Raw genomic sequence first — 23,057 nt, forward strand, 5'->3', positions numbered from 1 at the left:
ATCCTGACGCTGTTTTTAACACAGTTGTAATATGAGGTTAATCCCTTGAGTGACATGGCGAAAAACCTAATACTCTGGCTGGTCATTGCCGTTGTGCTGATGTCAGTATTCCAGAGCTTTGGGCCCAGCGAGTCTAATGGCCGTAAGGTTGATTACTCTACCTTCCTGCAAGAGGTCAATCAGGACCAGGTTCGTGAAGCGCGTATCAACGGACGTGAGATTAACGTTACCAAGAAAGATAGTAACCGTTACACGACCTACATTCCGGTTAACGATCCGAAGCTGCTTGATAACCTGCTGACCAAAAACGTCAAGGTTGTTGGTGAGCCGCCTGAAGAGCCGAGCCTGCTGGCTTCTATCTTCATTTCCTGGTTCCCAATGCTGCTGCTGATTGGTGTCTGGATCTTCTTTATGCGTCAAATGCAGGGCGGTGGTGGCAAAGGTGCCATGTCGTTCGGTAAGAGCAAAGCGCGCATGTTGACCGAAGATCAGATCAAAACCACTTTTGCTGATGTCGCGGGTTGTGACGAAGCGAAAGAAGAGGTCGCTGAACTGGTTGAATACCTGCGCGAACCGAGCCGTTTCCAGAAGCTGGGCGGTAAGATCCCGAAAGGCGTCCTGATGGTTGGTCCTCCGGGTACAGGTAAAACCCTGCTGGCAAAAGCCATCGCGGGTGAAGCGAAGGTTCCATTCTTCACAATTTCCGGTTCTGATTTCGTGGAAATGTTCGTTGGTGTGGGCGCATCTCGTGTGCGTGACATGTTCGAACAAGCCAAGAAAGCGGCACCGTGTATCATCTTCATCGATGAAATCGACGCCGTAGGTCGCCAGCGTGGCGCTGGTCTGGGTGGCGGTCACGATGAACGTGAACAGACGCTGAACCAGATGCTGGTTGAGATGGACGGCTTCGAAGGTAACGAAGGTATTATCGTTATCGCGGCAACTAACCGTCCGGATGTTCTTGACCCTGCGCTGCTGCGCCCAGGCCGTTTTGACCGTCAGGTTGTGGTGGGGCTGCCAGACGTTCGCGGTCGTGAACAGATTCTGAAAGTGCATATGCGTCGCGTACCGCTGTCTCCGGATATCGATGCGGCAATCATTGCTCGTGGTACGCCTGGTTTCTCCGGTGCGGACCTTGCGAACCTGGTGAACGAAGCGGCACTGTTTGCAGCGCGTGGTAACAAGCGTGTTGTATCGATGGTTGAGTTCGAGAAAGCGAAAGACAAAATCATGATGGGTGCGGAACGTCGCTCCATGGTGATGACGGAAGCGCAGAAAGAATCTACCGCGTATCACGAAGCTGGCCATGCAATCATCGGTCGCCTGGTGCCGGAGCACGATCCGGTGCACAAAGTGACGATTATTCCGCGCGGTCGTGCGCTGGGTGTCACCTTCTTCCTGCCTGAAGGCGACGCAATTAGCGCCAGCCGTCAGAAACTGGAAAGTCAGATCTCCACGCTGTACGGCGGTCGCCTGGCGGAAGAGATCATCTACGGTGCTGAACATGTTTCTACCGGTGCGTCCAACGACATTAAAGTCGCGACGAACCTGGCGCGTAACATGGTCACTCAGTGGGGCTTCTCTGACAAACTGGGGCCGTTGCTGTACGCGGAAGAAGAAGGCGAAGTGTTCCTCGGTCGTTCTGTTGCGAAAGCAAAACATATGTCCGATGAAACCGCGCGTATTATCGATCAGGAAGTGAAATCACTGATTGAGCGCAACTATGACCGTGCTCGCCGTCTGCTGAACGATAACCTGGACATTCTGCACTCGATGAAAGATGCGCTCATGAAATATGAGACCATCGATGCACCGCAGATTGATGATCTGATGGCTCGCCGCGATGTGCGCCCGCCAGCGGGTTGGGAAGAGTCTGGTTCATCTAACAACTCTGGCAACAATGGCACCCCGAGTGCACCGCGTCCGGCTGAAGAGCCGCGTACGCCTAACCCGGGCAACATGTCAGAGCAGTTAGGCGACAAATAAGTTATCGTCATCCGATGACCATGTTTTAATTGAAAACCCTGGGGCTTGCTCCGGGGTTTTTTTATTTATCAACTTATACCCAATGAATTTCGAGTTGCATCAAGGCGGCGACGCAGGGAATCCCCTGGAGCGTACATCAGTACGTGACTGGGGTGAGCGAGGAAAGCTAATGCAGATGCAACTCGAAATTCATTGGGTATATACCAGGGATAACACTATGAAACTCTTTGCTCAGGGATCTTCGCTGGATCTCAGCCATCCCCACGTCATGGGGATTTTAAACGTCACACCAGACTCTTTTTCTGATGGCGGGGCGCACAACTCTCTGGTTGAGGCGGTAAAACACGCAAATCTGATGATTAACGCAGGGGCGACTATCATTGATGTGGGTGGTGAGTCTACGCGACCGGGAGCGGCGGATGTTAGCGTGGAAGAAGAACTGCAGCGAGTGATCCCGGTGGTGGAGGCAATTGCTCAACGTTTTGAAGTGTGGATTTCGGTAGATACCTCAAAACCAGAGGTCATTCGTGAGTGCGCCAGAGTGGGCGCACATATCATTAATGACATTCGCTCACTCTCGGAGCCGGGCGCGCTGGAAGCTGCGGCAGAAACTGGATTGCCGGTTTGCCTGATGCATATGCAGGGGCAGCCGAAAACTATGCAGGAAGCACCGAAGTATGAGGATGTATTTGCTGAGGTAAATCGTTACTTTGTTGAGCAAATAGCACGTTGTGAACGGGCCGGAATCACAAAAGATAAATTGCTACTCGACCCAGGATTCGGATTCGGTAAAAATCTTACTCACAACTACACATTGCTGGCACGTCTGGCGGAATTTCATCATTTTAATCTGCCGCTGCTGGTAGGGATGTCACGAAAATCAATGGTTGGCCAATTGCTCAATGTGGGTCCATCTGAGCGTTTGAGCGGCAGCCTTGCATGCGCGGTCATTGCCGCAATGCAGGGAGCGCAGATTATTCGTGTCCATGACGTCAAAGAAACCGTAGAAGCGATGCGTGTGGTGGAAGCCACATTGTCTGCAAAGGAAAACAAACGCTATGAGTAATCGTAAATATTTTGGCACCGATGGGATTCGTGGTCGTGTAGGCGACGCTCCAATCACTCCTGACTTTGTGCTCAAGCTGGGCTGGGCGGCAGGAAAAGTGCTGGCACGTCATGGTTCACGCAAAATCATTATCGGTAAAGATACGCGTATTTCCGGCTATATGCTGGAGTCCGCGCTGGAAGCGGGCCTGGCTGCCGCGGGGTTGTCAGCTTCTTTCACCGGCCCCATGCCAACACCTGCCGTTGCTTATCTGACGCGTGCTTTCCGTGCTGAAGCCGGGATTGTTATCTCTGCTTCTCACAACCCATTTTATGACAACGGGATTAAATTCTTCTCCATCGACGGGACCAAACTGCCGGATGCAGTTGAAGAAGCAATTGAAGCGGAGATGGAAAAAGCAATCACCTGCGTGGATTCGGCCGAACTGGGTAAAGCCAGTCGTATTGTCGATGCTGCCGGTCGTTATATTGAGTTCTGCAAAGGCACATTCCCGAATGAACTGAGCCTGAACGAGCTTAAAATTGTGGTGGACTGCGCTAACGGCGCAACGTACCACATTGCGCCAAATGTACTGCGCGAGCTGGGTGCTAACGTCATTGCGATTGGCTGTGAACCGAACGGCGTGAACATCAATGAAGAAGTCGGCGCGACCGATGTTCGTGCGCTGCAGGCTCGCGTAATCGCGGAAAAAGCCGATCTGGGTATTGCTCTGGACGGTGACGGCGACCGCGTCATTATGGTTGATCACGAAGGTAATAAAGTCGACGGCGACCAGATCATGTACATCATCGCTCGTGAAGCGCTGCGCCAGGGGCAACTGCGCGGCGGCGCGGTGGGTACTCTGATGAGTAACATGGGCCTCGAGCTGGCGCTGAAACAACTGGGCATTCCGTTTGCTCGTGCTAAAGTGGGCGACCGTTATGTGCTGGAAAAAATGCAGGAAAAAGGCTGGCGTATCGGCGCGGAAAACTCAGGTCATGTGATCCTGCTGGATAAAACCACCACGGGTGACGGTATTGTGGCGGGTCTGCAGGTACTGGCAGCGATGGTGCGTAACCATATGAGTCTGCACGATCTGTGCAGCGGCATGAAAATGTTCCCGCAACTGCTGGTTAACGTACGTTACACCGCAGGCAGCGGCGATCCGCTGGAACACGAAAGCGTGAAAGCGGTGATGGCAGAGGTTGAAGCGGCACTGGGTAACCGTGGACGCGTACTGCTGCGTAAGTCGGGCACTGAGCCATTAATCCGTGTGATGGTTGAAGGTGAAGACGAAGCACAGGTTACGGAGTTTGCGCACCGCATTGCGGATGCAGTGAAAGCCGTTTAACCCTTTCCGTAAAGTGTAAGAGCCGGAGTCTGAGAGACTCCGGCTTTTTTTTACTGTACTGCCAGCGGCTGTTTACGTCGGCGCTGCCAGAAGTAGCCACCGACCATCAATAGCACGAGGACGCTCAGCCACGGGAGAACCGCCAACAAGTGTCCGGATCGGGCGAATGTCAGCGCAATCATCAGCAGCCATCCTCCCAGCATCGGAATTGCGGTGCGTTTAACGATATCCACCGGTGATACACCTGCGATCCCGGCGATGGCGATAATCACGCCGGCAATAGGCGACAATGTCCGTCCAATGCCCGCTGAGATCTGAATCGGTAGCATCATAACCGCCACGTCGCTGCCGATATGGCGGCTGATATCCGGCACCATCGGGGCGAAGGAGAAAAATGCTGCATTTCCGGAGCCCATCAACGCTGAAATCGCAAAGGTGATTAGCGTCATCAGCAAGATTATGGAAGCTGCGCTGAGGCCAAATTCTCCTGAGAGTGACAGCAGCGCATCAACCGCACCAATCGCTTTCAGACCGGCGGAGAAGACTTCACCGGCGATAATCAGCGTGACTACCGTGGCAAACACACTGCCCATGCTGTCGAAGACTTTTTGTACGCCAGCCATCACGTCGCGAGCTTTACGATGGCGGCAATATTCGCAAATCAGGGTAATGGCCAGGCTTATCAGTACGGCGGTATCGAGCGTAATTTTGAGTGAGCTGAATACTAAATCACTGCACACCAGCATCAACACCAGCGGTAACATCGGCAGGAATAGCCAGGCAACCGGCGCTTCAGCTTCTTCGGTTGAGGTTAATGTCTGCATTTGCTGCGCGGTATTGTCATCGCTCTCCCGGCGATCGAAAAAGCGTTGTACAACAATATGCAGCAGGGCGATGAACAGAATAACGGGGACAACGATCGGTAACTGATCCTGAACAAAATAGTTAACTACCTCGATACCCGCCGTTTTAGCGGCGAGAACTGAGTTCCCGGAACCCGGGCCAAATTCAACGGCACAGGTACTGGCGATAACTGCAGCAACGGCGGCGCGGCTGCAGCCAAGACGGGTCAGCAGGGGGTAAAGCGTTGCCATCAATAGCAGACCCAGTCCGGTGGCGCTACTGATAAATAGCGACAGAAATTGGCCCAGCAGCAAGGCCAGCCCTAGCAGCAGGTAAGGGGAGTTCAGACGTTGCAAGGGGCGGGATGTGACGCGCACCAGCACCTGACTTGCGCCAATGGCCGACATATAGGTGGCAAAGCCACCTATCAGCATGATTTGTAGCCCGAGACCGCCGAGACGCACGCTCAGGGTGTCGCGAATAAACTCAAAGGCGTCAAATGGGCCAAATCCGGTGCTCTTTTTTACCAGGCTACTGAGCGTGGTCATCCCGCTAAAATGCGCGACAAGCAGTAGTACGATCCCGGTTAAGAGCAACACCGACTGAGGGTGGTACTTTTTCAGGATCAGACGTCCGGCAAAAATGATGGCGAGTAGCGCCAGTAATAATGACATTCTCGCCCCCTTACTCGAAGTTGCCGGTAACCAGACACTCACCATCACGCAGTAGCGGCTTTCCAGCGGCAAACAGGTGGGCCAGTGAGAGGTCGTCATTGAGCACGCAAATATCAGCACGTTCTCCTGCGCAAAGTACGCCGCCAGAAATACCCAGTGAGCGTGCGACGTTCGCCGTCAACATCGCGATCGCCTGAGACACTGGAATACCGACATCAATCAGACGAGGCAGCAGGTTGAGGTTGCCAGCTACCGGCGCGGCGCTTAACCCTTCTACGATGCCTTGCGCATTAAAGCGCGGCACGCTGCCATTGCCATCAGAGCTAATGGTGATGCGATCAGCCGGAACCTGTGATTCCAGCGCGTGGAGAATCGCTTGCTCCTGGGGCATAAATCGACTGCCGCCAGACGTCACGTCGATATGGCCACCGCGATGTGCGAAAGCGATAGCCTGTTCGAACAATGCTTCTGTCCTCGCGACATGCGTCGGTGAAATGTGATGAATTGGAATACCGGCATCACACAGTTCCATCAGCTGTGACATCCCTTCCGGCAGATTGCCCAGGTGTACGTGCAGCAACCCTTTTTTTCCGGCCAGCAGTGAAGCCACGCGGATATCACTGACTATCCTCAATAATTCCTGGAAAGAGGGGTAAGAGCCACGGTGGTCGGCGAGGGCGATTTTGACACCCAGGATTGCCGGGATAAATGCCATATCATCGCGAATGGATCGTGTAATTGTCGGGCTGGGTACCGCGTAGGCTCCGGTATGCATATACGCACGCAGGCCTTCCAGATTGAGGGACTGCATTTTGGCGTAAAGATCTTTCGGGGAGCGGGATATCGCATCAGTACCCAGCACGCCGACGACCGTCGTAATACCGGCCTGAATCAGATCACGCAGCTTGACGGCTGGCGTCCGGCTGGCAAAGCCGGCTTCACCGCCGCCGCCGGTAAGATGAACATGCTGATCGATAATTCCGGGAATTACCCACTTACCGCGGCAATCGATGACCTCTTTGACACCATCAAAGAGTGCAATATCTTTTTCAACAGCCACAATGCGATCGGCATGTATGAGCAGGGAACAGAGGCCTAAATCCTCCGGAGAAAAAACGCGGGCATTGGTCAGTAAAGTAAACATATCGGTCCTGTCAAACGTCGAGGGTGAGAGTCGGCAGGTGAAACAGAATATTGTTGTTATGATGCCCACATTAAAGCCATTACTATAACTGTGACTATTGCCGATTTGTCATCGGTGGATACGGTTATGGCATGATGGGGAATGAGACGTGGATTCGAAGTGGTTAGAAGATTTTCTGGCGTTGAGTCAGTATGGGAATTACTCCCAGGCAGCGATACAGCGGCATATCACCCAACCCGCGCTAAGCCGACGTATAAAGGCTCTGGAGGAGATGTTGGGGGTCCCGCTGTTTGACCGCACCACGACGCCCGTTACACTAACCTGTTATGGCGAACGCTTTGAACCTTATGCCAGGCACGTCCTCAGCACGTTAACAGAGGCGCGCCACGAGCTGTCGGCGATGATGCCAGCAACGGACAATACGCTGGTAATGGTTAGCCTGCATACGCTGTCGGTGAATATCTTGCCGGATATGATCAACTATTTGCGCCAAAGTGAACCGCAATTAAACTTCACGGTAAATGCCAGCATCCAGGGGATTGATAATCACTTTAATGCCCTGATAAACCGGCAAATTGATATGCTGGTGACGTACGATTTACCCTCTTCACAACCGGGGCTGGAGATTGCCGGAGGGCTGAAACGTTCTTTATGGCGATATGAGCGTTTTATCCCGGTGGTTTCTGCGCAACTCGCGGACAAACTGGATGATCCGCATACCGCGATCCCCTGGCTATGCTACAGCGACTATACCTTTGTCAGACGTATTATTGATCCGGCAGAACAACGAGTGCGCCCACGGTTGAAAAAAGTGTTTGAGACTGGGCTAAGCGAAACAATACGAGAAATGGTACTGCGCCATATGGGAATGGCGTGGTTACCTGAATCAATGGTGGCTGAGGAGTTGGTGAATCAGGAGATCATTCAGTGTTGGCCAGAAAATTCGGATCTGGTTTGTGAGATCCCAATTGTTGTTTGGGCAAACCTTGACGATCAGCGGTCAGTAATGCAGCGATGCTGGGATAAGTTGCTGCGTTTTTGATTGATGTGGCGATTTTTTCCGCACTTGATACAATGCTAACAAATTGCCCTTGCGAAGGTTATTCGCTTTGGTTAGTATTCACACCCGCTTCAGTGGGAAACAGTTGAAATTCCCGCTTTATTGGTCGAAGCATTGTACGCGGCAACTCCGCAAGGAACAGGTTGATTATGCACGAAGCTCTTTTAGTAGTTTTCCTTATTGTGGCAATTGGCCTGGTAGGCTTGATCATGCTGCAGCAAGGCAAAGGCGCTGATATGGGAGCCTCTTTTGGCGCAGGCGCTTCTGGTACACTGTTTGGTTCAAGTGGTTCTGGCAACTTCATGACCCGTATGACAGCTGTGTTAGGAACTCTGTTCTTCATTATCAGTCTGGTGCTGGGTAACATGAACAGCAATAAGACCAATAAAGGAAGTGAGTGGGAAAATCTGAGCGCACCGGCGAAAACCGAGCAAACTCAGCCAGCTGCTCCGGCTCAGCCGACCAGCGATATCCCGCACTAAGTATTCTGTACCGAGGTGGTGGAATTGGTAGACACGCTACCTTGAGGTGGTAGTGCCCTAACGGGCTTGTGGGTTCGAGTCCCATCCTCGGTACCAAATTCCGAAAAAAAGACGCTGAAAAGCGTCTTTTTTTTCGTCTGTTATTTGTGGCTGTCCTGTAGGCCTGTAGGCCTGTAGGTCGGATAAGGCGTTTACGCCGCCATCCGACATTATTACAACGCCTGATGGTGCTACGCTTATCAGGCCTACAAACACTCTATATTCCGCGCATAAAAAAGGCCGCTTTCGCGGCCTTAAGACGATGAATGATTATTTCGCCTTGTTTTCCAGATTCTCAACCTGCGGCAGGCCGGTTGCGGAAGAGGCGGTGAGCAGGCCAGACTGCGCGTAGCCAAACAGCTTCTCGCGGGTATCGGTGATATCCAGATTACGCATAGTCAACTGACCGATACGATCGTCTGGCGAGAATACCGAATCACCTTTCTCCATGGTCAGACGTTCTGGCTTGTAGGTCAGGTTGTCAGACACGGTGTTGAGGATTGAATAGTCGTTACCGCGACGCAGTTCCAGCGTGACTTCACCGGTGATCTGGCTGGCAACCCAACGCTGCAGACCATCACGCAGCATCAGCGCCTGAGAGTCGAACCAGCGGCCCTGATACAGCAGACGACCCAACTGGCGACCATGTGCGTGATACTGCTCAATGGTGTCTTCGTTGTGAATACCGGTCAGCAGACGCTCGTAGGCGATGTGCAGCAGTGCCATCCCCGGGGCTTCATAGATACCGCGGCTTTTTGCTTCAATGATACGGTTTTCAATCTGGTCGCTCATACCCAGACCATGACGGCCGCCGATACGGTTGGCTTCCAGCATCATCTCAACGTCGTCGCTGAAGGTCTTACCGTTCAGGGCAACCGGATGGCCTTGTTCAAAACGCACGGTCACTTCTTCTGCCGGGATCTTCACGCTCTCATCCCAGAACTTCACGCCCATAATCGGGTTGACGATTTTGACGCTGGAGTTCAGGAACTCGAGGTCTTTAGCTTCGTGGGTCGCGCCGAGCATATTGGAGTCGGTGGAATACGCTTTTTCGACAGACATCTTGTAGTCGAAACCACAGGCAATCATAAATTCGGACATCTCATGGCGACCGCCGAGTTCGTCGATGAAGTCGGTATCCAGCCATGGTTTGTAAATCTGCAGTTCGGCGTTGGTCAGCAGGCCGTAACGATAGAAACGTTCAATATCGTTCCCTTTATAGGTGCTACCGTCACCCCAGATATTTACGCCATCTTCTTTCATGGCAGCAACCAGCATGGTGCCGGTGACTGCACGGCCCAGCGGGGTGGTATTGAAATAGGTCAGTCCGCCGGTGGTGTTGTGGAATGCACCGCACTGAATGGCAGCGATCCCTTCGGCAACCAGCTGCTTACGGCAATCTACCAGGCGAGCATTCTCAGCACCATATTCCATTGCACGGCGAGGGATGGCGTCATAGTCATCCTCATCCGGCTGGCCCAAATTCGCAGTATATGCATATGGGACAGCCCCTTTTTGTCGCATCCACAGCAGTGCTGCACTGGTGTCCAGGCCGCCGGAAAAAGCGATACCAATACGTTGACCTACCGGGAGATGCTTGAGAATCGTCGTCATAAAATAAAACCCTGCTTGATAGACTGGTGAAGAGGTCGGCTTATTATACTAATTGCATTTTTATGCAAAATAAATGAGTTTTCATTTAATCATCTTTTCTGGATGACAGGAAGAGTTTAGTGATAATTTCGTTAAATAACGGCGTGGATGGCATATTTATCTTGCTGAACATCCACGGGCCAGCATTCATTGATTTGCATAGTCGTAACAAGGTTGACATAACGCATAGTGAATCAATATACTGTGCGCAGATTTTACGTCCCGTCCTCGGTACCAAATCCCAGCAGTATTTGCATTTTTTACCCAAAACGCGTAAAATTTGCCACGTTTCAGGCGCGGGGTGGAGCAGCCTGGTAGCTCGTCGGGCTCATAACCCGAAGGTCGTCGGTTCAAATCCGGCCCCCGCAACCACTTTCCCTTAGAGTTCTTTTTCAAATATACTGTGAAGACTTAGGCCTTCGTAGCTGGATTTGAAAAAAATTCTTTCGGAAGGTTTTCCGAACCGCAGGTGCGGTTATAGGGTTCAGTTATCTAAAGCCCCGATTTATCGGGGTTTTTTGTTATCTGACTACAGAATAACTGGGCTTTAGGCCCTTTTTTTATGTCTTGGGGGTGGGCTTGTCCACATTAGAGCAAAAATTAACAGAGATGATTACAGCGCCGGTTGAAGCCCTGGGCTACGAACTGGTCGGCATCGAATTTATTCGCGGTCGCACATCCACACTGCGCATCTATATTGATAGTGAAGATGGCATCAATGTTGATGATTGTGCTGATGTGAGCCATCAGGTAAGCGCCGTGATGGATGTCGAAGACCCGATCACCGTTGCCTATAACCTGGAAGTCTCCTCTCCGGGTCTCGACCGTCCTCTGTTCACAGCTGAACACTACGTGCGTTTCCTGGGTGAAGAAGTCACGCTGGTTCTTCGTATGGCTGTACAAAACCGCCGTAAATGGCAGGGCGTTATCAAAGCGGTGGACGGTGAGATGATCACGGTCACAGTCGACGGTAAAGATGAAGTGTTCGCGCTGAGTAATATCCAGAAGGCGAACCTGGTTCCCCACTTTTAACAGTCTGGATTGAGGTGAAAAGCCCGCGATGAACAAAGAAATTTTGGCTGTTGTTGAAGCCGTATCCAACGAAAAAGCGCTGCCACGCGAGAAAATTTTTGAAGCGCTGGAAAGTGCGCTGGCTACAGCAACAAAGAAAAAATATGAGCAAGAGATCGACGTTCGCGTAGAAATCGATCGTAAAAGCGGTGATTTCGATACCTTCCGTCGTTGGGTAATCGTAGAAGAAGTTACTCAGCCGACCAAAGAAATTACGCTGGAAGCGGCACGTTTCGAAGACGAAAGTCTGAACGTGGGCGAATATGTTGAAGATCAGATTGAATCTGTCACCTTTGACCGTATCACTACCCAGACCGCGAAACAGGTTATCGTACAGAAAGTACGTGAAGCTGAACGTGCAATGGTTGTTGATCAGTTCCGCGAGCACGAAGGCGAAATCGTTACTGGCGTGGTGAAGAAAGTAAACCGCGACAACATTTCTCTGGATCTGGGCAGCAATGCTGAAGCCGTGATCCTGCGTGAAGACATGCTGCCGCGTGAAAACTTCCGCCCAGGTGACCGTATTCGTGGCGTTCTGTACTCTGTACGCCCGGAAGCGCGCGGTGCGCAACTGTTCGTAACTCGTTCCAAACCGGAAATGCTGGTTGAACTGTTCCGCATTGAAGTGCCAGAAATTGGCGAAGAAGTGATCGAAATTAAAGCGGCAGCTCGCGATCCAGGATCGCGTGCGAAAATCGCCGTTAAGACCAACGACAAGCGTATTGATCCGGTCGGCGCGTGTGTTGGTATGCGCGGTGCGCGCGTTCAGGCGGTTTCTACCGAACTGGGCGGCGAGCGTATTGATATCGTCCTGTGGGATGATAACCCGGCGCAATTCGTGATTAACGCAATGGCGCCAGCAGACGTCGCTTCTATCGTGGTGGATGAAGACAAACACACCATGGATATCGCGGTTGAAGCCGGTAACCTGGCGCAGGCGATTGGACGTAATGGTCAGAACGTCCGCCTGGCTTCACAACTGAGCGGTTGGGAACTCAACGTGATGACCGTTGATGACCTGCAGGCGAAGCATCAGGCTGAAGCACATGCAGCCATTGACACCTTCACCAAATATCTCGATATCGACGAAGATTTCGCGACCGTTCTGGTGGAAGAAGGGTTTGCGACGCTGGAAGAACTGGCCTACGTGCCAATGAAAGAGCTGCTGGAAATCGACGGCCTGGATGAACAGACCGTTGAAGCGCTGCGCGAGCGTGCTAAAAACGCACTGACCACTCTGGCACTGGCCCAGGAAGAAAGCCTCGGTGATAACAAACCGGCTGACGATCTGCTGAATCTGGAAGGATTGGATCGTGAGATGGCCTTCAAACTGGCTGCCCGTGGTGTTTGTACGCTGGAAGATCTCGCTGAACAGGGCATTGATGATCTGGCTGATATCGAAGGGTTGACCGACGAAAAAGCCGGTGAGCTGATTATGGCTGCCCGTAATATTTGCTGGTTCGGCGACGAAGCGTAATAAACTGTAGCAGGAAGGAACAGTATGACAGATGTAACCGTAAAAACACTGGCTGCAGAGATACAGACCTCCGTGGATCGCCTGGTACAGCAATTTGCTGATGCAGGTATCCCGAAGTCTGCTGACGACTCTGTATCCGCACAAGAGAAACAAACCTTACTGGCGCACCTGAACCGTGAAAACGGCTCAGCGCCGGATAAGTTGACATTGCAGCGTAAAACGCGCAGTACTCTCAATATTCCAGGTACCGGTGGAAAAAGCAAATCGGTACAAATCGAAGTCCGCAAGACACGCACCTTTGTGAAACGCGATCCGCAAGAGGCTGAACGCCTTGCCGCGGAAGAGCAGGCGCAGCGTGAAGCGGAAGAGCAAGCCCGTCGTGAGGCAGAAGAAGCTGCCAAACGCGAGGCGCAACAAAAAGCCGAACGTGAGGCCGCAGAACAAGCTAAGCGTGAAGCCGCTGATAAAGCGAAACGTGAAGCTGCGGAAAAAGACAAAGTGAGCAATCAACAGACCGACGATATGACTAAAACCGCCCAGGCCGAAAAAGCCCGCCGTGAAAATGAAGCCGCTGAACTGAAGCGTAAAGCGGAAGAAGAAGCACGTCGCAAGCTTGAAGAAGAAGCGCGCCGCGTAGCGGAAGAAGCTCGCCGTATGGCGGAAGAAAATGAGAAAAATGGTGTGAATAACGCTGAACCTGTTGAAGATACCAGCGATTATCACGTCACCACTTCCCAGCACGCTCGCCAGGCTGAAGACGAGAACGATCGTGAAGTCGAAGGCGGCCGTGGTCGTACTCGCAGCACGAAAGCAGCGCGTCCGGCGAAGAAAGGCAACAAACACGCTGAATCTAAAGCTGACCGTGAAGAAGCGCGTGCCGCGGTTCGCGGTGGTAAAGGCGGTAAGCAGCGTAAAGGTTCCGCTCTGCAGCAGGGCTTCCAGAAGCCAGCTCAGGCCGTTAACCGTGACGTTGTGATCGGCGAAACCATCACCGTTGGCGATCTGGCGAATAAGATGGCAGTTAAAGGCTCTCAGGTCATCAAAGCGATGATGAAACTGGGTGCAATGGCGACCATCAACCAGGTCATCGACCAGGAAACCGCACAGCTGGTTGCCGAAGAGATGGGCCACAAAGTTATCCTGCGTCGTGAAAACGAGCTGGAAGAAGCAGTAATGAGCGACCGTGATACCGGCGCTGCGGCTGAACCGCGCGCACCGGTAGTCACCATCATGGGTCACGTTGACCACGGTAAAACCTCTCTGCTGGACTACATTCGTTCCACGAAAGTGGCCTCTGGCGAAGCAGGCGGCATTACTCAGCACATCGGTGCGTACCACGTTGAAACTGACAACGGTATGATCACCTTCCTGGATACCCCGGGTCACGCCGCGTTTACCTCCATGCGTGCTCGTGGTGCTCAGGCAACGGATATCGTGGTTCTGGTTGTTGCAGCAGATGACGGCGTGATGCCGCAGACTATCGAAGCAATCCAGCACGCGAAAGCGGCAGGTGTGCCGGTAGTGGTTGCAGTCAACAAGATCGATAAACCAGAAGCGGATCCTGATCGCGTTAAAAACGAACTGTCCCAGTACGGCATCATGCCGGAAGAGTGGGGCGGCGAGAGCCAGTTCGTTCACGTTTCTGCGAAAGCGGGTACCGGTATCGATGAGCTGCTGGATGCTATCCTGCTGCAGGCTGAAGTTCTGGAACTGAAGGCTGTGCGTAAAGGTATGGCGAGCGGTGCGGTTATCGAATCCTTCCTGGATAAAGGTCGTGGTCCGGTTGCTACCGTACTGGTGCGTGAAGGTACGCTGCACAAAGGCGACATCGTACTCTGTGGCTTCGAATACGGTCGCGTTCGTGCGATGCGTAACGAATTGGGTCAGGAAGTCCTGGAAGCAGGTCCATCCATTCCGGTGGAAATCCTCGGTCTGTCCGGTGTTCCGGCTGCAGGTGACGAAGTTACTGTCGTTCGTGACGAGAAGAAAGCCCGTGAAGTTGCACTGTATCGTCAGGGCAAATTCCGTGAAGTTAAACTGGCTCGTCAGCAGAAATCTAAACTTGAAAACATGTTCGCTAACATGACTGATGGTGAAGTTCACGAAGTGAACATCGTCCTGAAAGCCGACGTGCAGGGTTCTGTCGAAGCGATTTCTGACTCTTTACTGAAACTGTCTACCGACGAAGTCAAAGTGAAGATCATTGGTTCTGGCGTAGGTGGTATCACCGAAACCGACGCGACTCTGGCAGCGGCATCCAACGCGATTCTGGTTGGCTTCAACGTCCGTGCTGATGCATCTGCACGTAAAGTTATCGAATCTGAAAGCCTGGATCTGCGTTACTACTCCGTCATCTATCATCTGATCGACGAAGTGAAAGCAGCGATGAGCGGCATGCTGTCTCCGGAGCTGAAACAGCAGATCATTGGTCTGGCTGAAGTGCGTGATGTGTTCAAATCACCGAAATTCGGCGCTATCGCAGGCTGTATGGTTACCGAAGGTACGATTAAACGTCACAACCCAATCCGCGTACTGCGCGACAACGTGGTTATATATGAAGGTGAGCTGGAATCCCTGCGCCGCTTCAAAGATGATGTCAACGAAGTCCGTAACGGCATGGAATGTGGTATCGGCGTTAAGAACTACAACGACGTTCGCGTTGGCGATATGATCGAAGTGTTCGAGATCATTGAGATCAAACGTACCATCGCATAATCTTCGTCGTCTTTTGGGCCGCAACTTGCAGCCCAAAATCCTGAGAAGATGATTAAGCGTAGGCCGGGTAAGCGAAGCGCCACCCGGCAAGAAATTTAAAAAGGGGCTTATTGCCCCTTTTTTGTCTTTATTCTGGAGAATTTATTATGGCGAAAGAATTTGGTCGCCCGCAGCGCGTCGCGCAGGAGATGCAGAAAGAAATCGCACTCATCCTGCAGCGCGAAATCAAAGACCCACGCGTGGGCATGATGACTACCGTGTCTGGTGTTGAGATGTCCCGTGATCTGGCGTATGCCAAAGTATTCGTGACGTTCCTGAACGACCAGGACGAAGCTGCCGTTAAAAATGGTATTAAGGCGCTGCAGGAAGCTTCTGGTTTTATCCGCTCTCTGCTGGGTAAAGCCATGCGTCTGCGTATCGTGCCTGAGTTGACCTTCTTTTACGACAACTCGTTGGTAGAAGGGATGCGCATGTCCAACCTGGTGACCAGCGTGGTGAAACATGACGATGAGCGTCGTGTGAACCCAGCGGACGACAGCAAGGAGGACTGATGAGTCGTCCTCGTCGTCGTGGTCGCGACATTCACGGTGTTCTGCTGCTGGACAAACCGCAAGGCATGTCCAGCAATGATGTACTGCAAAAAGTAAAGCGCATCTACAATGCCAACCGCGCGGGACATACCGGCGCGCTGGATCCGCTGGCGACAGGCATGCTGCCGATTTGCCTCGGTGAAGCGACGAAGTTTTCACAGTATTTGCTGGATTCTGATAAACGCTATCGTGTGGTTGCCCGTCTGGGCCAGCGTACTGACACCTCGGATGCTGATGGACAAATCGTGCAGGAACGTCCGGTAACCTTCACCGCTGAGCAGCTTGCAAGCGCGCTGGAGACTTTCCGCGGCGATATCGAGCAGATCCCGTCAATGTATTCGGCGCTGAAGTATCAGGGTAAGAAGCTGTACGAATATGCGCGTCAGGGCATTGAAGTGCCGCGTGAAGCGCGCCCGATTACCGTCTATGAGCTGCTGTTTATTCGCCACGAAGGTAACGAGCTGGAGCTGGAAGTTCACTGCTCCAAAGGCACCTATATTCGCACCATCGTTGACGATCTCGGTGAGAAGCTGGGCTGCGGCGCGCACGTAACGTATCTGCGTCGTCTGACGGTCAGCAAGTATCCGGTGGATCGTATGGTCACGCTGGAGCATCTGCGTGAACTGGTTGAGCAGGCAGAACAGCAAAATATTCCGGCGGCGCAGTTGCTTGATCCTTTGCTGATGCCAATGGACAGTCCGGCATCAGACTATCCGGTAGTTAATTTACCTTTAACATCGTCGGTTTACTTTAAAAATGGTAATCCGGTACGGACGTCAGGTGCGCCGCTGGAAGGACTGGTGCGCGTGACGGAAGGTGATGAAGGCAAGTTTATCGGCATGGGGGAAATGGACGATGAAGGTCGTGTTGCTCCCCGCCGCCTGGTGGTTGAGTATCCTGCATAGCGCTCTCTGTCTTGCGATAAAAGGGCGCTGCGAGTAGAATACTGCCGCTTAACGTCGCGTGAATTGTTTAACAATCTGCGTGGCGTATACACAAAATCATTCAAGCTGCATCAAGGCGGCAAGTCTGAGAATCCTCAGGAGCTTACTCAGGTAAGTGACTGAGGTGAGCGGACGCAGCCAACGCAGAGTCAGCTTGAAGGATGAAGTGTATACACTGGGATAGCTGAATTAGAGATCGGCATCCTTTCATTCTTAACACTTTGGAGTTTTAAAATGTCTCTAAGTACTGAAGCTACCGCTAAAATCGTTTCTGAGTTTGGTCGTGATGCAAACGACACCGGTTCTACCGATGTTCAGGTTGCACTGTTGACTGCACAGATTAACCACCTGCAGGGCCACTTTGCAGAGCACAAAAAAGATCACCACAGCCGTCGTGGTCTGCTGCGCATGGTTTCTCAGCGTCGTAAACTGCTCGACTACCTGAAACGTAAAGATGTTGCACGTTACACCGCGCTGATCGAGCGTCTGGGTCTGCGTCGCTAATTCTTTCGAGTTTCAGAAAGAGGGGGCCTTCATGGCCCCTTTTTTCCAGCAGACGGCAGCAATTCGCTGGAAACTAATGTATTGTTGCTATGAATGATCTTCCGTTGCAGAGGTTCGCGCGGCTAATGAGAGGCTTTACTCATGCTTATGGGTTAGGGTTGTCATTAGTCGCGAGGATGCGCAGAAGATCGGGTATTAACGATGGCGCAAAAATGTGCCGTCAAAAAATAGAGAAAGGATATTATTTTGCTTAATCCGATCGTTCGTAAATTCCAGTACGGTCAGCATACCGTTACGCTGGAAATCGGCATGATGGCGCGTCAGGCGACTGCCGCTGTTATGGTTAGCATGGATGACACTGCGGTATTTGTTACCGTTGTTGGCCAGAAAAAAGCGAAACCAGGCCAGGATTTCTTCCCGCTGACCGTTAACTATCAGGAGCGTACCTACGCTGCTGGCCGTATCCCAGGTAGCTTCTTCCGTCGTGAAGGCCGTCCGAGCGAAGGCGAAACCCTGATTGCGCGTCTGATTGACCGCCCGGTTCGTCCGCTGTTCCCGGAAGGCTTCGTTAACGAAGTTCAGGTTATCGCCACCGTTGTTTCCGTTAACCCGCAGGTTAACCCGGACATCGTGGCCATGATTGGTGCATCTGCTGCGCTGACGCTGTCTGGCATCCCATTCAACGGCCCGATCGGTGCTGCACGTGTTGGTTACATCAATGACCAGTACGTACTGAACCCGACTCAGGACGAACTGAAAGAAAGCAAGCTGGACCTGGTTGTTGCCGGTACAGAAGCTGCCGTACTGATGGTTGAATCCGAAGCTGAACTGCTGAGCGAAGACCAGATGCTGGGCGCTGTTGTGTTCGGTCACGAACAGCAGCAGGTTGTGATTCAGGCCATCAACGAGCTGGCGAAAGAAGCTGGCAAACCTCGTTGGGACTGGCAGCCAGAAGCCGTCAATGAAGCGCTGAACGCGCGCGTTGCCGCACTGGCAGAAGCTCGCCTGAGCGACGCTTACCGCATCACCGACAAACAAGAGCGTTATGCTCAGGTTGACGTAATCAAATCTGAAACCATCGCGACCCTGGTGGCTGAAGACGAAACCCTGGACGCTAACGAGCTGGGTGAAATTCTGCACGCTATCGAGAAAAACGTTGTTCGTAGCCGCGTACTGGCAGGCGAGCCGCGCATCGATGGCCGTGAAAAAGACATGATCCGTGGTCTGGACGTGCGTACTGGCGTTCTGCCGCGTACCCACGGTTCCGCACTGTTCACCCGTGGCGAAACTCAGGCGCTGGTTACCGCGACCCTGGGCACCACTCGTGATGCACAGAACCTCGACGAACTGATGGGCGAGCGTACTGACAACTTCCTGTTCCACTACAACTTCCCTCCGTACTGCGTAGGTGAAACCGGTATGGTCGGTTCTCCGAAGCGTCGTGAGATTGGTCACGGTCGTCTGGCGAAACGTGGCGTACTGGCAGTGATGCCGGAACTGGATAAATTCCCGTACACCGTGCGTGTGGTTTCTGAAATCACCGAATCTAACGGTTCTTCTTCTATGGCTTCCGTATGTGGCGCTTCCCTGGCGCTGATGGACGCAGGCGTGCCAATCAAAGCCGCCGTTGCGGGTATCGCGATGGGGCTGGTGAAAGAAGGCGACAACTATGTTGTTCTGTCTGACATCCTGGGCGACGAAGACCACCTGGGCGATATGGACTTCAAAGTGGCGGGTTCCCGCGACGGTATCTCTGCACTGCAGATGGATATCAAAATTGAAGGTATCACCAAAGAAATCATGCAGGTTGCTCTGAACCAGGCTAAAGGTGCGCGTCTGCACATCCTGGGTGTGATGGAACAAGCGATCAACGCACCGCGTGGCGATATCTCTGAATTTGCTCCGCGTATCCACACCATCAAGATCAGCCCGGACAAGATCAAAGACGTTATCGGTAAAGGCGGTTCTGTTATCCGTGCTCTGACCGAAGAAACCGGCACCACCATTGAAATCGAAGATGATGGTACCGTGAAGATTGCTGCGACCGACGGCGAAAAAGCGAAATATGCTATCCGCCGTATCGAAGAGATCACCGCAGAGATCGAAGTAGGCCGTATCTACAATGGTAAAGTGACCCGTATCGTTGACTTTGGCGCATTCGTTGCCATCGGTGGCGGTAAAGAAGGCCTGGTACACATCTCTCAGATCGCTGATAAGCGCGTTGAGAAAGTGACCGATTACCTGCAGATGGGCCAGGAAGTACCGGTCAAAGTTCTGGAAGTTGATCGCCAGGGCCGTGTACGTATGAGCATTAAAGAAGCAACTGAGCAGTCTCAGCCTGCAGGCGAACCGGAAGCTCCGGCAAGCCAGGGCGAGTAAGGTTGCCATTGCCCTCCGTGAGAGCGGAGGGCCTTTAACCCGGCAGGATGCCTTGTTAGCAACCGGGGAACCTGGACGTTCATTCAATCGTTGTCTTCGGGAGTGGGAAATGAAGCCTTTTTTGCGCTGGTGTTTCGTTGCGACAGCACTCACGCTGGCTGGATGCAGTAATTCCACCTGGCGTAAGAGTGAAGTCCTCGCAGTACCATTGCAACCGACTTTACAGCAGGAAGTGATTCTGGCACGTATGGAACAAATTCTTGCCAGTCGGGCTTTAACCGATGACGAACGCGCACAGCTTTTATATGAGCGCGGAGTGTTGTATGATAGTCTCGGTCTGAGGGCACTGGCGCGAAATGATTTTTCACAAGCGCTGGCAATCCGACCAGATATGCCTGAAGTATTCAATTACTTAGGTATATATTTAACGCAGGCAGGCAATTTTGATGCTGCCTATGAAGCGTTTGATTCTGTACTTGAGCTTGATCCAACTTACAACTACGCGCACTTAAATCGCGGTATCGCATTGTATTACGGCGGTCGCGACAAGTTAGCGCAAGATGATCTGCTAGCGTTTTATCAAGACGATCCCAATGATCCTTTCCGTAGTCTGTGGCTTTATCTCGCCGAGCAGAAGCTCGATGAGAAGCAGGCTAAAGAAGCGTTAAAGCAACGCTTTGAGAAATCGGATAAAGAGCAATGGGGATGGAACATTGTCGAGTTCTACCTGGGCAACATTAGCGAAGCAACGCTGATGGAACGCCTGAAGGCGGACGCAACGGATAACACCTCGCTCGCTGAGCATCTCAGTGAAACCAACTTCTATTTAGGTAAGTACTACCTAAGTCTGGGGGATTTGGACAACGCTACGGCATTGTTCAAACTGGCGGTGGCTAACAACGTTCATAACTTTGTTGAGCACCGATACGCATTGTTGGAATTATCGCTCCTGGGCCAGGACCAAGATGACCTGGCAGAATCGGACCAGCAATAGCTGACGTACACATCAGCCCGTAATCTTTTTTGATTGCCATCACCTTCACGGGTGAGGGCGTTGTTGTTCGTTAATACACCTACTTTGAGCCGGTTCACACTTTTCAATGAAAATTGCAGATCAATTTCATGATGAGTTATGTAGACTGGCCGCCATTAATTTTGAGGCACACGTACTACATGGCTGAATTCGAAACCACTTTTGCAGATCTGGGCCTGAAGGCTCCTATCCTTGAAGCCCTTAACGATCTGGGTTACGAAAAACCATCTCCAATCCAGGCAGAGTGCATTCCGCATCTGCTGGGCGGTCGCGATGTTCTGGGTATGGCCCAGACAGGTAGCGGCAAAACTGCAGCGTTCTCTTTACCGCTGCTCAACAATCTTGATCCTGAGCTGAAGGCACCTCAGATTCTGGTGCTGGCACCGACCCGCGAACTGGCGGTTCAGGTTGCAGAAGCCATGACGGATTTCTCTAAACACATGCGCGGCGTGAACGTGGTTGCCCTGTACGGCGGCCAGCGTTATGACGTGCAATTACGTGCCCTGCGTCAGGGACCACAGATCGTCGTCGGTACGCCGGGCCGTCTGCTGGATCACCTGAAGCGTGGGACTCTGGACCTCTCTAAACTGAGCGGTCTGGTACTGGACGAAGCAGACGAAATGCTGCGTATGGGCTTCATCGAAGACGTTGAAACCATCATGGCGCAGATCCCGGAAGGTCATCAGACCGCTCTGTTCTCTGCGACTATGCCGGAAGCGATTCGTCGTATTACCCGCCGCTTTATGAAAGAGCCGCAGGAAGTACGCATTCAGTCCAGCGTTACCACGCGTCCTGACATCAGCCAGAGCTACTGGACTGTATGGGGCATGCGTAAAAATGAAGCGCTGGTGCGTTTCCTGGAAGCAGAAGATTTTGATGCGGCGATTATCTTCGTTCGTACCAAAAATGCGACCCTGGAAGTGGCAGAAGCGCTGGAGCGTAGCGGTTATAGCAGCGCTGCACTGAACGGCGACATGAACCAGTCCCTGCGTGAGCAGACTCTGGAACGTCTGAAAGATGGCCGCCTGGATATTCTGATTGCAACCGACGTTGCGGCCCGTGGCCTGGACGTTGAGCGTATCAGCCTGGTTGTTAACTACGACATCCCGATGGATTCCGAGTCTTACGTTCACCGTATCGGCCGTACTGGTCGTGCGGGTCGTGCTGGCCGTGCGCTGCTGTTCGTTGAGAACCGCGAGCGTCGTCTGCTGCGTAACATCGAACGCACCATGAAGCTGACGATTCCGGAAGTAGAACTGCCGAACGCAGAACTGCTGGGCAAACGCCGTCTGGAAAAATTCGCCGCTAAAGTACAGCAGCAGCTGGAAAGCAGCGATCTGGATCAGTACCGTGCTCTGCTGGCGAAAATGCAGCCGGAAGAAGAGCTGGATATCGAAACGCTGGCAGCCGCACTGCTGAAAATGGCTCAGGGCGAACGTCCGCTGATCCTGCCGCCAGATGCGCCGATGCGTCCGAAACGCGAATTCCGCGACCGTGACGATCGTGGTCCGCGTGACCGCAACGATCGTGGCCCGCGTAATGACCGTGGTGGTGAAGATCGTCCGCGTCGTGAACGTCGTGACGTTGGCGATATGCAGCTGTACCGCATTGAAGTGGGCCGTGATGACGGTGTTGAAGTTCGTCATATCGTTGGCGCGATTGCTAACGAAGGCGATATCAGCAGCCGTTACATCGGTAACATCAAGCTGTTTGCTTCCCACTCCACCATCGAGCTGCCGAAAGGTATGCCGGGCGACGTGCTGCAGCACTTTACCCGTACTCGCATCCTGAACAAGCCGATGAATATGCAGCTGGTTGGCGATGCAGTTCCGCACACCGGTGGTGAGCGTCGTGGCGGTGGCCGTTTCAGCGGCGAGCGTCGTGAAGGCGGTCGTGGCGAAGGTCGTGGCTTTAGCGGTGAACGTCGTGAAGGCGGTCGTGGCGATGGTCGTCGTTTCAGCGGCGAACGTCGTGAAGGCAACCGTGGTCCGCGTCGTGACGATTCTTCTGCTCCGCGTCGTGATGACTCCGCTGGTCGTCGTCGTTTCGGCGGTGACGCATAAGCCT

18 protein-coding genes and 2 tRNA genes are annotated in these 23,057 nt (G+C 52.7%); 17 read left to right on the forward strand and 3 right to left on the reverse strand.

The window, feature by feature from the left end; all coding sequences use genetic code 11:
* Window positions 1-54: 54 nt before the first annotated feature.
* The 3 genes from ftsH to glmM all read left to right on the forward strand — a co-directional run bounded on the left by ftsH (window position 55) and on the right by glmM (window position 4,382).
* The gene (ftsH, locus tag FDX24_RS19315) at window positions 55-1,986 is read left to right on the forward strand and encodes an ATP-dependent zinc metalloprotease FtsH (protein WP_048213411.1); all 1,932 of its coding nucleotides are present in this window, start codon (window positions 55-57) and stop codon (window positions 1,984-1,986) included.
* Window positions 1,987-2,203: 217 nt separating this feature from the next.
* Window positions 2,204-3,052 (forward strand): dihydropteroate synthase, encoded by an 849-nt coding sequence (gene folP, locus FDX24_RS19320; protein WP_048213410.1) that lies wholly within the window; start codon window positions 2,204-2,206, stop codon window positions 3,050-3,052.
* Window positions 3,045-4,382: a phosphoglucosamine mutase gene (gene glmM, locus FDX24_RS19325; protein WP_101741911.1), complete on the forward strand. Its 1,338-nt coding sequence runs from the start codon at window positions 3,045-3,047 to the stop codon at window positions 4,380-4,382. Before folP ends, glmM begins: the two co-directional genes overlap by 8 nt.
* 50 nt (window positions 4,383-4,432) lie before the next feature.
* On the opposite strand, the gene dcuC is transcribed toward glmM, so the two are convergent.
* Together dcuC and iadA are read right to left on the reverse strand one after the other, a co-directional pair.
* On the reverse strand, window positions 4,433-5,899 hold the full coding sequence (gene dcuC, locus FDX24_RS19330) for a C4-dicarboxylate transporter DcuC (RefSeq protein ID WP_115601400.1): 1,467 nt from the start codon (window positions 5,897-5,899) through the stop codon (window positions 4,433-4,435).
* A 10-nt stretch (window positions 5,900-5,909) separates the two neighbouring features.
* The gene (gene iadA, locus FDX24_RS19335) at window positions 5,910-7,043 is read right to left on the reverse strand and encodes a beta-aspartyl-peptidase (RefSeq protein ID WP_101741909.1); all 1,134 of its coding nucleotides are present in this window, start codon (window positions 7,041-7,043) and stop codon (window positions 5,910-5,912) included.
* 148 nt (window positions 7,044-7,191) lie between these two features.
* Here iadA and FDX24_RS19340 point away from each other — a divergent pair, with 148 nt between their 5' ends.
* The 3 genes from FDX24_RS19340 (at window position 7,192) to FDX24_RS19350 (ending at window position 8,681) form a co-directional block, all read left to right on the forward strand.
* Entirely contained in the window at window positions 7,192-8,085 is an 894-nt protein-coding gene (locus tag FDX24_RS19340; RefSeq protein ID WP_061068684.1) for a LysR family transcriptional regulator, read from the forward strand.
* Between the two features lie 167 nt (window positions 8,086-8,252).
* Window positions 8,253-8,585, forward strand: coding sequence for a preprotein translocase subunit SecG (secG, locus tag FDX24_RS19345; RefSeq protein WP_006687886.1), 333 nt, complete (start codon window positions 8,253-8,255; stop codon window positions 8,583-8,585).
* Between the two features lie 9 nt (window positions 8,586-8,594).
* A tRNA-Leu gene (locus FDX24_RS19350) sits at window positions 8,595-8,681 on the forward strand.
* Between the two features lie 213 nt (window positions 8,682-8,894).
* Here FDX24_RS19350 and argG read toward each other — a convergent pair.
* Window positions 8,895-10,238, reverse strand: coding sequence for an argininosuccinate synthase (gene argG, locus FDX24_RS19355; protein ID WP_005131837.1), 1,344 nt, complete (start codon window positions 10,236-10,238; stop codon window positions 8,895-8,897).
* Between the two features lie 334 nt (window positions 10,239-10,572).
* Here argG and FDX24_RS19360 point away from each other — a divergent pair.
* The 11 genes from FDX24_RS19360 to deaD all read left to right on the forward strand — a co-directional run bounded on the left by FDX24_RS19360 (window position 10,573) and on the right by deaD (window position 23,053).
* A tRNA-Met gene (locus tag FDX24_RS19360) sits at window positions 10,573-10,649 on the forward strand.
* A 207-nt stretch (window positions 10,650-10,856) separates the two neighbouring features.
* Window positions 10,857-11,309 carry a ribosome maturation factor RimP gene (gene rimP, locus FDX24_RS19365; RefSeq protein WP_061068860.1) on the forward strand — a complete coding sequence of 151 codons (453 nt, stop codon included), beginning with the start codon at window positions 10,857-10,859 and terminating at the stop codon, window positions 11,307-11,309.
* Between the two features lie 28 nt (window positions 11,310-11,337).
* The gene (nusA, locus tag FDX24_RS19370; RefSeq protein ID WP_043017784.1) at window positions 11,338-12,825 is read left to right on the forward strand and encodes a transcription termination factor NusA; all 1,488 of its coding nucleotides are present in this window, start codon (window positions 11,338-11,340) and stop codon (window positions 12,823-12,825) included.
* Between the two features lie 24 nt (window positions 12,826-12,849).
* Window positions 12,850-15,540 (forward strand): translation initiation factor IF-2, encoded by a 2,691-nt coding sequence (gene infB / locus FDX24_RS19375; RefSeq protein ID WP_048213393.1) that lies wholly within the window; start codon window positions 12,850-12,852, stop codon window positions 15,538-15,540.
* A 146-nt stretch (window positions 15,541-15,686) separates the two neighbouring features.
* Window positions 15,687-16,091, forward strand: a complete 405-nt coding sequence (gene rbfA / locus FDX24_RS19380; RefSeq protein ID WP_003024988.1) for a 30S ribosome-binding factor RbfA — start codon at window positions 15,687-15,689, stop codon at window positions 16,089-16,091.
* Entirely contained in the window at window positions 16,091-17,035 is a 945-nt protein-coding gene (gene truB / locus FDX24_RS19385) for a tRNA pseudouridine(55) synthase TruB (protein WP_048213392.1), read from the forward strand. The genes rbfA and truB overlap by 1 nt, the downstream gene beginning before the upstream one ends.
* A gap of 273 nt (window positions 17,036-17,308) precedes the next feature.
* Window positions 17,309-17,578, forward strand: coding sequence for a 30S ribosomal protein S15 (rpsO, locus tag FDX24_RS19390; RefSeq protein WP_000059465.1), 270 nt, complete (start codon window positions 17,309-17,311; stop codon window positions 17,576-17,578).
* A gap of 246 nt (window positions 17,579-17,824) precedes the next feature.
* Window positions 17,825-19,957, forward strand: coding sequence for a polyribonucleotide nucleotidyltransferase (pnp, locus tag FDX24_RS19395; protein WP_137364775.1), 2,133 nt, complete (start codon window positions 17,825-17,827; stop codon window positions 19,955-19,957).
* Between the two features lie 109 nt (window positions 19,958-20,066).
* On the forward strand, window positions 20,067-20,951 hold the full coding sequence (gene nlpI / locus FDX24_RS19400) for a lipoprotein NlpI (RefSeq protein ID WP_040234121.1): 885 nt from the start codon (window positions 20,067-20,069) through the stop codon (window positions 20,949-20,951).
* A 106-nt stretch (window positions 20,952-21,057) separates the two neighbouring features.
* Window positions 21,058-21,138: a protein YrbN gene (gene yrbN, locus FDX24_RS19405; protein WP_010723222.1), complete on the forward strand. Its 81-nt coding sequence runs from the start codon at window positions 21,058-21,060 to the stop codon at window positions 21,136-21,138.
* Entirely contained in the window at window positions 21,131-23,053 is a 1,923-nt protein-coding gene (deaD, locus tag FDX24_RS19410; RefSeq protein WP_124022161.1) for an ATP-dependent RNA helicase DeaD, read from the forward strand. Before yrbN ends, deaD begins: the two co-directional genes overlap by 8 nt.
* The last annotated feature ends 4 nt before the right edge of the window (window positions 23,054-23,057 follow it).

It is taken from the genome of Citrobacter sp. wls716 (assembly GCF_005280975.1).
Classification (GTDB): domain Bacteria; phylum Pseudomonadota; class Gammaproteobacteria; order Enterobacterales; family Enterobacteriaceae; genus Citrobacter; species Citrobacter youngae.